This is a genomic window from Cryobacterium aureum, from assembly GCF_002954245.1.
GTDB lineage: Bacteria > Actinomycetota > Actinomycetes > Actinomycetales > Microbacteriaceae > Cryobacterium > Cryobacterium aureum.
Window position 1 is genome coordinate 23,132 of record NZ_PPTG01000014.1, and the last position, 11,466, is coordinate 34,597.

The following is an 11,466-nucleotide window of genomic DNA, read 5'->3' on the forward strand; positions in this document are numbered from 1 at the left end:
AGACGCTCGCGCCAATTCAGTACAGCTATTGTTTCTTAGGCTGGATAAGCTGATCTAATGCAACGATTTACGCTCGAACAGCTCGCGACCCTGCTTGCGCTCGTGAGCGAGGGGTCATTTGAGGCGGCCGCTGCCCGACTGCGCGTGACGCCGTCTGCGGTGTCGCAGCGCGTCAAGGCGATGGAGCAGACGAGCGGACGGGTGCTCGTGCAGCGCACGACCCCGGTCCGGCTCACCGACGCCGGCGACGTGCTGCTGCGCTACGCGCGCCAGGTGGAGTTGCTCGAGGCCGACACGGTGCGCCAGCTGCACGAGGGCAGGTCTAACGGTCGGGCGTTTCCTGTGTCGCTCGCGGTGAATGCGGACAGCCTCGCCACCTGGTTTCTCGATGCCCTCGCCGGACTCGGGGAGACCCTCGGTGTTGCCTTCGACCTGCACCGAGAAGACCAGGAACATACGACGAGACTGCTGCGCACTGGGACGGTCATGGCCGCGGTGACCTCCACGCGGGAGGCCGTGCAGGGTTGCGTCACCGAGCCGCTCGGTCAGATGCGCTATCACGCCGTCGCGACGCCCGCGTTCATCGAGCGCTGGCTGCCGAAACATGGCGGCCTGATCGCCCTGTCCCGCGCAGCCGTCGTCGCCTTCGAGCGCAACGATGACCTGCAGGAATCGTTTCTGCGTGACCATACCGGCAGTGGCAGCAGCGGGCCGATCCACTACATCCCAACGTCGAACGACTTCGTGCGGGCTATTCTGCTCGGCTTTGGCTGGGGCATGCTGCCCGAACAGCAGTGCGCCGTCGAGATCGCCGATGGTCGCCTGGTCGACCTGGCCCCCAATTCGGCGGTCGATGTTCCCCTGTTCTGGCAGCGCTGGAACCTCTCTTCGCCCCTGTTGGATGCCGTCTCGGCGGCGGTGCGGGACGAAGCTCGAGCGACCCTTCGGCCGTTCTAAGGGTCAGAAGGCGGCGGTGCAGACGCAGAGCTCGTTGCCCTCGACATCGGCGAGCACCCACCAGTCGGGCGCGTGTTCGTCGGTGAGCAGCACACCGCCGACCTCTAGCACAGCCGCAACCCGATCTTCGGCGTCGTCGCTCGGCACGTAAACGTCGAGGTGGATGCGGTTGCGGTCGGTGCGGGCGATCTCCATGTGCTGAAACCAGATCTTGGGCGACAGGCCACGCGGGTCCAGCAGTTCAATGCCATCATCGCCGGTCACCTCGGTGTAGCCGAGGCCGACCCGCCAAAAGGGGCGCACGGCATCCGCGTCGGTGCAATCTATCGCGATGTCGTAGCGGGTCGGCTGCTGGTCGTGGGCAGTCGCTCCGAGCATGTCAGCAATCTGCTGCACTTGGGCGGCGAGCTGCAGATCGCGCGCGGTGACTCCCCCGACATCGTGCGAGGTGAGTGTGAGTGAGACGGTACCGTAACCGAGGCGCACGTCGGGGTGGTGGTTCATCGACTCGGCGACGTCGCCGACCCGCTTGACCAGTTCCAGGGCGGAGGCGAAGTCCTTGGTGCGGAAAGCGGCGTGCAGGCATCCGTCGAGGTGCACGAAAGCGGTACCCGTCAGCTGCTTCTTCGTCGTGAAGGGGGCGAGGAGTGCACCGTGAGCATTCATGCCTCAACTGTCCTCCACCGCCGCACCCCGGTCAACCGCCCGCGTCGGCTGAACCCCGATTGCGCAAGCTTCGATGTTGATCCGCCTCCCCCTTACTGGCCTGGCAATCGAAGCCATGACGGACGGTCAGCAGTAGGCCGTCACGGCCCTGCGCGGGTACTACCGCGTTGAGTGTATGCCTGAGCTCGCTGGGCAACTGTTGCTTCAGAAGGGCCGAAAGAACCGTTCACGCGCTCTCGCGGATGGGAAGAAACTTCTGAATGTACGTCATAATATTGGTGAGGTTCTCTCGCCTTGAGGGGTGTTTTGGGCTATAATTGTGGGTGAAGGAGGCACCGACGCCATGACCCTCACCGCCCCGCCCGCCGCAGCCGGCTCGATGCCGGAACCCGAGGATTCCCGTGTGGCGGTCATTGCTCAGGCCGGTGCATTGTTGGCCTCCGTTGTTGACGGGGTGCGGTTTGGTCACCTCGATGACTCCGAGGCTGTGGCGGTCATGACCGCCCTCGAAGAACTCGGCCGCAAGGTCGATGGTGCCCAATACCAATTAACCGCGCACGCGCCACCACCGACATCGGCGTGCGCGCCGAAACCGACCTCGGTAACGGGTCGCTGGCCTACCAGAATGGATGCCGCAACCGGGTGGAATTCATCACCCAGCTGGCCGGCATCTCGGGCCGCGAAGCCAAACGGCGTTTGAAACTTGGCGAGACGGCGGTGGAACGCACCCCGCTCGGCCTGCCCGTCCCGGCGCGATACTCGGTCATCGCCGACGGGCTGACCAGCGGGGAACTCGGGGTGGAATCGGCCGAGATCATCGCCAGCACCCTCACCGCCCTGCAGGGAAAGGTCCTGCCGGACGACCTCGACCGGGTCGAACGCGCCCTCGTCGCCACCGCCACCGGAGCCATCACCCCGGAAACCGCCGGACTGCCCGGCGCGGGCATCCGCTTCGCCCCCGACGCACTGCGCGCCCAAGCCATGGAATGGCAAGCCCGCCTCGACCCCGACGGCACCGCCCCCAACGACGCCATCACCGAGGCAAAGAGCACGCTGACCTTCGGGCTGCTGCGCAACGGCTTGTACCCGCTGCGGGCCGATGTCACCCCGGAACTGCGCGGCATCATGGACACCCTCTTCGACACCTACCTATCCGCTCGCTCACGCACCCCGATGTTCGTGCCCACCGAATCCCTCGACAGCAGCGCCGACGGCGCAAGCAGCGCCGAGCTGGACGGCCTCGATGGTAGCGACACGGAGACTGAGCGGTTCAGCTCCGACCCGTTCACCGGGGACACCCGGTTTGACGGGGACCGCCGCACCGCGGGCGAGAAACGCGCCGACATCCTCCGCGACGTCTTCCAAGCCACCGCCCGCGACCCCAAAACCCCAACCATGGGCGGCGCCGCCCCCACCGTCATGATCCACGTCAACGCCACCGACCTCAACAACGATCGCGGCGTCGGCTGGATCGACGGCATCGAAGCCCCTGTCAGCCTGCGCCGAGTAAAAGAGACCATCTGCTCCGGCGGCGCCCAAAAAGTGATCGTCGGTAACAACAAGGACGCGCTCTACCTCGGTGACACAGTCCGCTGCTTCACAGCCAAGCAGCGCGCCGCCATCGCCGCCCGCGACGGCGGCTGCATCATCCCCGGCTGCACCATCCCCGCCCGCTGGACCGAAACCCACCACGTCATCCCCTACGGGAAAAACGGACCAACCAACATCGACAACGGGTGCCTCCTCTGCTGGTTCCACCACCACACCATCGACACCAGCGGATGGAAAATCCGCATAATCAACGGCAGACCCCACGTACGCGGGCCCCTGCTCTGGGACCCGACCCAAACGTGGCGCCCCGCCCAAAGCCACCGCGCCAACACCCCCAGCCCCGAACCACCCTGGCGCACCTGAAGTCCAGACGAATTAGAGCGGTTGACGCTGCTGGTGCAAGATCTGGATCAACGAACGATGGCACCTGTCAGCGCCACCGCACCTCCGCGTGCCGTGAGAGGGCTAGACCATGGTCAGCACCCGGACCGGGTCGGCGAGGATCGTGCCGATGTCGGCGAGAAAGCGGGAGCCCTGCTCGCCGTCGACCAGTCGGTGGTCGAACGACAGGCTGAGCGTGAGCACCTTGCGCAGTGCAATCTTGCCGCGATACTCCCACGGCCGAGAACGGATGGCGCCCATCGCGAGAATCGCCGCCTCCCCCGGGTTGAGAATGGGGGTGCCGGCATCGATGCCGAACACTCCGATATTGGTGATGGTGATCGTTCCGCCGGACAGCGCCGCCGGGGTGGTGGAGCCGGCCCTGGCCGCCGTGGTGAGTTCGGCAAGCGCGGCGGCGAGGCCGCGCAGGTCGAGCCGGTCAGCATCGACGATGTTCGGCACGAGCAGTCCACGTGGGGTTGCGGCGGCGATGCCGAGGTTCACGTGGTGGAACTGCACGATCTCGCCGGCCGGTTCGTCCCACCGGGTGTTCACCGAGGGGGTGCGGCCCACGGCCAGGCAGAGGGCCTTGGCCACCACGGCGAGAATACCGATGCCGGCATCGGCCAATTGCCGGTCGGCGCGCAAGGAGTCGAGTAGGTCGACGGTCGGCGTGACGTCGATCGTGAGGAACTCGGTCACGTGCGGAGCGGTGAACGCGCTCTGCACCATGGCGGCTGCGGTGAGCTTGCGCAGGCTCTTGATCGGCGAACGGGTCTCGCGCACCAACGTTTCGGGCCTGGAGCGGTCGGGCGGCGCCCCGGGCAGACCGGTCGCCGGTACCGACTCCGTGAGGTGGGCGCGCACATCATCCCGGGTGATCAGACCGTCGCGGCCGGTTCCGGTGACGGTGGTCAGGTCAATCCCGAGGTCGCGGGCCAGGGCCCGCACCGGCGGCGTCGAGCGCGGGCGTTCGGTAGCGGATGCTGCAGCCGGCTGGCCGGCAGCTGCCGGGGCGGGCGCCACCCGGTCCGGCTCGGCATCCGCTGCCGTGGGCGGGTGTGTGGACTGCGGGACCGGCGTTTCCCGCACAGCTGGAGCGGCCGGATCGGACCCAGCCTGGTCGGCCGGGACCGCAGGGCCACCACCCGGCCGGGCCCGGCGCTGGGGATGACCGCCGCGTTCCACGGTCGGGCCGTAGCCGACCAGGTTGGCCTCGCGCTGCTCGACGGGGGCGGCGTCAGCGGCGGCGGGAGCCGCAGCATCCGCTGTCGGTAACGGGTCAGGCTCGCCACCGATGTCGAAGCTGACGATGGGTTCGCCCACGCGCACGACCACACCGGCCGGCTGGTGCAGCACGCTGACCACTCCGGCGAAGGGGCTCGGCAGCTCGACCACGGCCTTGGCCGTTTCCACGTCGGCGATGTGCTGGTTGAGCGTGACCTCGTCACCCGGCGCTACGAGCCAGGCCACGATCTCACTCTCGGTGAGACCCTCACCGAGGTCGGGCAGTTTGAATACCTTGATCATCGACGCCCCATGACCCGGTCAACGCCGTCGAGAATGCGGTCGAGGTCGGGCAGGTGGTGACTTTCGAGCTTGGCCGGCGGGTAGGGCACGTCGAAGCCGGTCACCCGCACCGGGGCAGCCTCCAGGTAGCTGAAGCAGCGCTCGGTGATGGTCGCGATGATCTCCCCGCCGAGTCCGCCCGACTGGGCCGCCTCGTGGGTCACTACCAGACGCCCGGTCTTACGAACGGATGCCTCCACCACCGCATAGTCCACCGGTGACAGCGACCGCAGGTCGATGACCTCGATCGAGACTCCCTCGTCAAATGCGGCGAGCGCCGCATCCTTCGCGGTCGACACGAGCGCGCCATAGGTGAGGAGCGTGACATCCGTTCCCGGACGAACGATGACAGCCTGCTCCATCGGGGCACCGAGCTCCGGCACGACCTCACCCTTCACGTGGTAGCGACGCTTGGGCTCGAAGTAGAGCACCGGGTCGTCGCTCGCGATGGCCTGGCGAATGAGGCTGTAGGCATCCTGCGCGTTGGAAACGGCGATCACGCGCAGACCGGAGGTATGGGTGAAGTAGGCCTCCGGTGATTCGGAGTGGTGTTCGGCCGCTCCGATTCCGCCGCCGAACGGCACCCGGATGGTGATCGGCATGCGGACAGCACCCTGGGTGCGGTAGTGGAACTTGGCCACCTGGCTGACGATCTGATCGAAGCCGGGAAAGATGAAACCGTCGAACTGAATCTCGCAGACCGGGCGGTAGCCGCGGTAGGCCAGGCCGACGGCGGTGCCGATAATGGCGGATTCGGCCAGGGGCGTGTCGATGACCCGGCGGGCGCCGAACTGGGCCAGCAGGTCGCTCGTCACCCGAAAGACGCCGCCGAGGGCGCCGATGTCTTCGCCGAGGAGGACCACCTTGGGGTCGTCGAGCATGGCCTGGCGCAGGCCCTCGTTGATGGCCTTGCCCATGCTGAGGGTCTTGGTCTCGGTCAACGGGACCGGTTTCTGGGCATCAAGGCCGGGCAAGCTGGTGTGGGTCATCAGGGTCGTCATGGTTATTACACCGTTCCGTTCGATTGCGTTCCAAAGCTCGTGAGGTACCCGGCGTAGTCGGCGCGCTGGCGCTCGAGGGTGGCGTTGGGGGTGGAGTAAACATGGTCGAACACGCTCAGCGGCTCGGGGTCCGGCATGCCGATGCAGCCGGCGCGCAGTTCGGCGGCCGCGGCATCGGCGATCGCCTGGGTAGCCGCCTCGACCTCCGGAGTGATTTCACCGAGGCTGGTCAGCAGCCGGTGCAGGCGCAGCAACGGATCGCGCGTCTTCCACTCGGCTAGTTCGGCCGGGTCTCGGTAGCGGGTGGGATCATCCGCCGTGGTGTGCGGTCCCATGCGGTAGGTGACCGCTTCGATGAAGGTGGGGCCGCCGCCGGTACGGGCCCGGTCGAGCGCGATGCGGGTCGCCGCCATCACCGCAATCACGTCATTGCCGTCGATGCGCAGGCTCGGGATGCCGAAGCCCGGCGCTCGATCGGCGATGTTGCGGTGCGCCTGCACCCCGACCGGTTCGGAGATGGCCCACTGGTTGTTCTGGCAGAAGAAGACCACCGGGGCCTGGAAACTCGCCGCGAAGACCATGGCCTCGTTGACGTCGCCCTGGCTGGTGGCGCCATCGCCGAAGTAGGTGATGGCCACGGCATCGATTTCGTCGCGCTGAGCGCCGAGTGCCCAGCCCGTGGCGTGCAAGGTCTGCGCGCCGATGATGATGTTCGGGGTGGCCATATTGACCGTGTACGGGTCCCAGCCGGACTGGGCGTTGCCGCGCCAGACCTTGACGATGTCGGTGAGGTTCACGCCGCGGCAGTAGGCGACCGCGTTCTCGCGGTAGCTCGGAAAGATGAAGTCGTCGCTGCGCAGGGCGCGAGCGGAGCCGACCTGCGCGGCTTCCTGACCGAGCAGCGGCGGCCAGAGGCCCAGTTCGCCCTGGCGTTGCAGGGCGGTCGCCTCGGTGTCGATGCGGCGCACCACGAGCATGTCGCGGTAGAGCGCCAGCAGGGCCGTCCCGTCGAGATCGTCGACCCACGAGTCGAAGTCAGGCCGGGGCATCCGCTCGCCGTCAATCGAGAGAAGCTGCACCAGCGGGGGGGAGAAATCAATCATGGGTCGCTCCGAGCGTCATTGCTAAAGTTGTCGCGAGCCTATGTCGACCCGACAGAGAGCACAACCACTGTCAAAAATTGTGAGCAGAGTGCCCTATTCAGGCTCGCCAGAGCGTGTTAATGTTTTGCACTATGTACAGCCTTGACAAGACCGACACGAAGCTCCTCCAAGCGCTCTCCGCCGACCCGCGCAGCACCTTCGTTGCCCTCGCCGACACCCTGGGCCTTTCCCGCAACACCGTACAGGCGCGAATGAAGCGATTGGAGGACTCGGGCGCCTTTCTCGGCTTCGATCGCCGTATCAATCCGGCCGCCCTCGGCTACCCGCTGACCGCGTTCATCGAGGTGCACGTGCAGCAGAAACGACTCGCCCAGATCGTGATCGACCTCGCGCTGATCCCCGAAATCGTGCAGGCGCACGGCATGAGCGGGCAGGCCGACCTACTCGTGCGAGTGGTCTGCACGGATGCCGCCGACCTGTTCCGCATCGACGGCACCATTCTCGCCTGCGACGGTGTGGAACGCACCGAGACGTCGCTCGCGATGGGCGAGGTCATCCCCTATCGCCTCACCCCGTTGCTCGACCGCGGCTAGTCGTCAGCGATCTATTTGCTAAATTCTTCATATAGTTATATAAAGAAGTAATGAAGTTACTTGCGCTGGTAGTCTTGTCATCAACCAGACGCACCGCAAAATCCGTCGCCTGCCCAACACCTTCGACATTCGCGCTCCCCACAGAAGGCACCAGCTTCGTGAACATGCATGCACACCTGGGATTCGTATGAGTTTCCTGCGTCTGGCCACCCTCATTCGTCACGGCTCACGCATCGCCGAGCCGGCACCGCCCGCCCCGCCCCTGCTTCCGGGCGCGGGAGTCTTCGGTGGCAGCGTGCAGGTGCGCTACATTAACGCCGGCGGCTGCAACGACTGTGCCCTCGAAGTTTCTGCCGCATTCGGGCCGGTCTACGACGTGGAACGCTACGGCGTGCGCCTCGTGCCCTCACCGCGGCACGCCGACGTTCTGCTCATCGTCGGCAGTGTCACCCGCAACATGGCCGAGCCACTACGCCGAACCATCGAGGCCACCCCCACCCCAAGATTTGTGATCGCGGTCGGCGACTGCGCCCTGCACGGCGGCCCCTTCCGCGACGGCTACGGCATCATCGGGCCCGTCTCCGACTTTGTGCACGTCGATATCGAGGTGCCAGGCAGTCCGCCGGAACCGGCCGATATCGTGCGAGCCCTACGCCGAATGACCGGCCGATGACGGGGATCGGAGCCGGCCTGCTCCTGCAGCTGGGCCTCGGTGCGCTGGCCGTGGTGACCGCCCTCGTGGCGGCACCATCCCTGCGGTCGCGGGCGGGCGGCATCCTCTCAACCCTCATCGCGGTGACGGGCTTTGTGACCGGCCTCGCCGCCCTGCTCGGCGCCACTGGCGGGCTGCTCATTCCGATCGCCCTGCCGATGGACCCGCTCCTTCTGGCTCCCGACCGCCTCGGCGGCCTCTTCATGCTGATCGTCTCCGGCGTCGGTATTCTCGTGTCGCTCTACTCGATGAGTTCCACCCGTGGCCCCGACGCGAGCCGCACCGCCTGGGTCGCCATGCCGGTATTCCTCGTGGGAATGCAACTCGTACCGGCCGCGACCGACTCAGTATCGTTCCTGTTGGCCTGGGAGATCATGACGCTCGGCTCCACCGTGCTGCTGCTCGCCGACCACGCCAGCCGCGCCACCGTCGCCTCGGCCGGCATCTGGTACTCGGCCATGTCCCAGTTGAGCTTCTTCTTCATCCTCGCCGGATTCGCCGTGCTCGCTGCCGTGTCGGGCGGAACCAGCTTCGCCAACCTGCAGGCGATCGAACCCGGTTCCTGGGCGGCGAATGTGGCCTTCGTGCTCTTTTTGCTCGGTTTCGGCGGCAAGGCCGAACTGGTGCCGCTGCACGTCTGGGTCCCCCGGGTGCTGCCCGAAGCGCCCAGTCATGTCTCGGCCGCAATGAGTGGCGCCATGGTCAAGATCGGTGTCTACGGGGGCCTGCTGGTCTGCGTGCGTCTGCTGCCCGACGGTCCGGTCTGGTGGGGCATCGCGATCATGCTGGTCGGTGGCGCATCCGCTCTCTACGGCATTCTGCAAGCGTCCGTGTCGAGCGACCTCAAGGTACTGCTCGCCTACTCGACCACCGAGAACATGGGCCTGGTCTTTCTCGGCCTCGGCGCGAGCATGCTGCTGCGCGGCTACGACGCCACCGCGGCAGCGGATGCCGCCCTCGTCGCCGCCCTGCTGCTCGCGGTCAGCCATGCCGCGTTCAAGTCCACCCTGTTCCTCGGCGCCGGCGCCGTCATTCACGCCACCGGTGAGCGCAACCTGGACCGCCTCGGCGGCCTGGGTGTCCGCATGCCGGTGACCGCCGCCGCGTTCGGCGTGGCGAGCCTCGGCGCAGCCGCGATCCCAGTCACGAGCGGTTTCGTCGCCGAGTGGATGCTGCTGCAGTCACTCATCCACGGCGGTCGCCTTGACGGGGCGGTCGTCTCGGTCGCGGCATCCGTCGCCATGCCGCTGGCCGTGGCTGTGATCGCCCTCACCGCGGGCCTCGCCCTGCTCACGTTCGTCAAGGCCTACGGCATCGCTTTCCTGGCCCGCCCCCGCAGCACCGCTGCAGCCAACGCCCGAGAAGTGCCGGCGCTGATGCGTATTTCGCTCGCCCTGGGCGCGCTCGCCGTGCTGGCACTCGGGCTGCTCCCCGGACCAGTCGCCGCGCTCGTGGCCACCACGGTCAGCCCCGATCCGACGGCCGCAGTGCAGTCGGTAGGTCTCGGGGGTGTGTCCCTGCCGGGTATTGGCGCGGTGCTGGACCCGATCATGCTCGTCGTGCTCTCGGCCCTCGTCGCCATTCCGGTGTTGGTGGCAATCATCGTATCGGCCCGGCGCCACCCACACCGCACCGTCGACCTGCCCTGGGGCGGCGGCGGCTCCCGTGCGCGGCCGCGCATGCAGTACACCGCGACGTCCTATGCCGAGCCGCTCGTGCGGGTCTTCGACGACGTGCTGAAGCCATCGCGCGACGTGCAGGTCACCCACGTGGCCGAATCCCGTTATCTGGTGGAACGGGTGCGGGTCGAACAGAGCCTCTCCGATGTGATTGAGACGCGGCTGTATCGTCCGGTTCTCAACCTGTTCCAGCGCTACGGCCTGGTCGTGCGGCACGTCGCCAACGGCAGCATCCACCGCTACCTCTCCTATTCTTTTGTCGCTTTGTTGATCGTGCTGATTGTGGTCTCGCTATGAATGCCGCGTCGAGCGCCATCGTCATCGCCCTCGTGCAGGTTGTGCTGTTCGTGTTCCTCGCCCCGCTGCTGATGGGTGTGATCCGGCAGGTGCGTGCCACGATCGAGGGCCGTGCCGGTTCCGGAATCTGGCAGCCGTGGCGCGACCTGCGCAAGCTGCTCGCAAAGAACCCGGTGCGCGGCATCGACAGCAGCTGGATGCTGCGGGTCGGTCCGGTCGCCCTGGTCGTGTCGAGTCTGCTGCTGTGCGTGCTGCTGCCGCTCGTCGGCACGATTCCCTTCGCGCTGATTCCCAGCGACCTGTTCGTCATCGTTTCCGTCATGCTGATCGGCGTGGTCGCCCTCGCCCTGGTCGGCCTCGACGGCGGTACCGCCTTCGGCGGCATGGGATCCAGCCGACACATGACTGTCGCCGCGCTCGTTGAGCCCACCCTGTTGCTCTCGGTTTACGCGTTCTCGATCCCGGCCGGAACCAGCACCCTGTCGGTCATCGTTGAAACCCGGTTGCTCTCCCCCGAGCTGATCATCTCGCCGGTCAGCGTGCTCGCCCTCGTGGCCCTGTCCATCGCCATCATGGCCGAGACCGCCAGGCTTCCCATCGATAACCCAGGCACCCACCTCGAGGTGACCATGCTGCACGAGGCGATGACCCTCGAAGCGAGCGGCCGTGATTTGGCCTGGCTCGAAGTCGGCTCCTGGCTGAAACTGGCCGCCCTGCTCGGTCTGGTCAGCAACCTGGTTGTGCCGTGGGGCGTCGTCACCGATTTCAGCGCCCTCGGCCTCGCGATCGGCATTGTCAGCATCGCCGTGAAAGTGCTCGTACTCGGTGTTCTCCTCAGCGTCGGCGAGATCTTCCTGGCCAAGGTGCGCCTGTTCCAGGTACCAGAACTGCTCGCGGGTTCCTTTGCCCTCGCCTTTCTGGCCGTCACCGCCTCCTATCTGGTCGCCTGAGGAGCAT

Annotated in this window: 11 protein-coding genes; 7 read left to right on the forward strand and 4 right to left on the reverse strand. The window is 66.7% G+C overall.

What is annotated here, in order from left to right:
- Positions 1–57 precede the first annotated feature (57 nt).
- Positions 58–957 carry a LysR family transcriptional regulator ArgP gene (locus CJ028_RS05725; protein ID WP_105034323.1) on the forward strand — a complete coding sequence of 300 codons (900 nt, stop codon included), beginning with the start codon at positions 58–60 and terminating at the stop codon, positions 955–957.
- A gap of 3 nt (positions 958–960) precedes the next feature.
- Here CJ028_RS05725 and CJ028_RS05730 read toward each other — a convergent pair whose 3' ends face one another.
- Positions 961–1,623: a 4a-hydroxytetrahydrobiopterin dehydratase gene (locus CJ028_RS05730; RefSeq protein WP_105034324.1), complete on the reverse strand. Its 663-nt coding sequence runs from the start codon at positions 1,621–1,623 to the stop codon at positions 961–963.
- A 343-nt stretch (positions 1,624–1,966) separates the two neighbouring features.
- Here CJ028_RS05730 and CJ028_RS20895 point away from each other — a divergent pair, with 343 nt between their 5' ends.
- Both CJ028_RS20895 and CJ028_RS05740 read left to right on the forward strand, forming a co-directional pair.
- Positions 1,967–2,323: a hypothetical protein gene (locus tag CJ028_RS20895; RefSeq protein ID WP_161498902.1), complete on the forward strand. Its 357-nt coding sequence runs from the start codon at positions 1,967–1,969 to the stop codon at positions 2,321–2,323.
- A complete protein-coding gene (locus CJ028_RS05740; protein WP_161498903.1) occupies positions 2,266–3,537 on the forward strand; it encodes an HNH endonuclease signature motif containing protein in 1,272 nt (423 codons plus the stop codon). Before CJ028_RS20895 ends, CJ028_RS05740 begins: the two co-directional genes overlap by 58 nt.
- A 102-nt stretch (positions 3,538–3,639) precedes the next feature.
- Here the strand turns inward: CJ028_RS05740 and CJ028_RS05745 are convergent, their stop codons facing one another.
- The 3 genes from CJ028_RS05745 to pdhA form a co-directional block, all read right to left on the reverse strand.
- Positions 3,640–5,085, reverse strand: coding sequence for a dihydrolipoamide acetyltransferase family protein (locus tag CJ028_RS05745; protein ID WP_105034327.1), 1,446 nt, complete (start codon positions 5,083–5,085; stop codon positions 3,640–3,642).
- Positions 5,082–6,041, reverse strand: coding sequence for an alpha-ketoacid dehydrogenase subunit beta (locus CJ028_RS05750; RefSeq protein WP_240607132.1), 960 nt, complete (start codon positions 6,039–6,041; stop codon positions 5,082–5,084). The genes CJ028_RS05745 and CJ028_RS05750 overlap by 4 nt, the downstream gene beginning before the upstream one ends.
- Before the next feature lie 89 nt (positions 6,042–6,130).
- Positions 6,131–7,228: a pyruvate dehydrogenase (acetyl-transferring) E1 component subunit alpha gene (gene pdhA / locus CJ028_RS05755; RefSeq protein WP_105034328.1), complete on the reverse strand. Its 1,098-nt coding sequence runs from the start codon at positions 7,226–7,228 to the stop codon at positions 6,131–6,133.
- Positions 7,229–7,359: 131 nt separating this feature from the next.
- On the opposite strand from pdhA, the gene CJ028_RS05760 reads away from it, so the two are divergent.
- From CJ028_RS05760 to CJ028_RS05775, 4 genes are all read left to right on the forward strand, one after another.
- A complete protein-coding gene (locus tag CJ028_RS05760; protein ID WP_105034329.1) occupies positions 7,360–7,821 on the forward strand; it encodes an Lrp/AsnC family transcriptional regulator in 462 nt (153 codons plus the stop codon).
- 187 nt (positions 7,822–8,008) lie between these two features.
- The gene (locus CJ028_RS05765; RefSeq protein WP_105034330.1) at positions 8,009–8,494 is read left to right on the forward strand and encodes an NADH-quinone oxidoreductase subunit B family protein; all 486 of its coding nucleotides are present in this window, start codon (positions 8,009–8,011) and stop codon (positions 8,492–8,494) included.
- Positions 8,491–10,509, forward strand: a complete 2,019-nt coding sequence (locus CJ028_RS05770; protein ID WP_105034331.1) for a proton-conducting transporter transmembrane domain-containing protein — start codon at positions 8,491–8,493, stop codon at positions 10,507–10,509. Before CJ028_RS05765 ends, CJ028_RS05770 begins: the two co-directional genes overlap by 4 nt.
- On the forward strand, positions 10,506–11,459 hold the full coding sequence (locus tag CJ028_RS05775; RefSeq protein WP_105034332.1) for a respiratory chain complex I subunit 1 family protein: 954 nt from the start codon (positions 10,506–10,508) through the stop codon (positions 11,457–11,459). Before CJ028_RS05770 ends, CJ028_RS05775 begins: the two co-directional genes overlap by 4 nt.
- The last annotated feature ends 7 nt before the right edge of the window (positions 11,460–11,466 follow it).

What these genes read in the sequence shown, in the direction of transcription:
- CJ028_RS05725 (WP_105034323.1), top strand. Translation starts at nt 58, where the DNA reads ATGCAACGATTTACGCTCGAACAGCTCGCGACCCTGCTTGCGCTCGTG.
- CJ028_RS05730 (WP_105034324.1), bottom strand. Translation starts at nt 1,623, where the DNA reads ATGAATGCTCACGGTGCACTCCTCGCCCCCTTCACGACGAAGAAGCAG.
- CJ028_RS20895 (WP_161498902.1), top strand. Translation starts at nt 1,967, where the DNA reads ATGACCCTCACCGCCCCGCCCGCCGCAGCCGGCTCGATGCCGGAACCC.
- CJ028_RS05745 (WP_105034327.1), bottom strand. Translation starts at nt 5,085, where the DNA reads ATGATCAAGGTATTCAAACTGCCCGACCTCGGTGAGGGTCTCACCGAG.
- CJ028_RS05750 (WP_240607132.1), bottom strand. Translation starts at nt 6,041, where the DNA reads ATGGGCAAGGCCATCAACGAGGGCCTGCGCCAGGCCATGCTCGACGAC.
- pdhA (WP_105034328.1), bottom strand. Translation starts at nt 7,228, where the DNA reads ATGATTGATTTCTCCCCCCCGCTGGTGCAGCTTCTCTCGATTGACGGC.
- CJ028_RS05760 (WP_105034329.1), top strand. Translation starts at nt 7,360, where the DNA reads ATGTACAGCCTTGACAAGACCGACACGAAGCTCCTCCAAGCGCTCTCC.
- CJ028_RS05765 (WP_105034330.1), top strand. Translation starts at nt 8,009, where the DNA reads ATGAGTTTCCTGCGTCTGGCCACCCTCATTCGTCACGGCTCACGCATC.
- CJ028_RS05770 (WP_105034331.1), top strand. Translation starts at nt 8,491, where the DNA reads ATGACGGGGATCGGAGCCGGCCTGCTCCTGCAGCTGGGCCTCGGTGCG.
- CJ028_RS05775 (WP_105034332.1), top strand. Translation starts at nt 10,506, where the DNA reads ATGAATGCCGCGTCGAGCGCCATCGTCATCGCCCTCGTGCAGGTTGTG.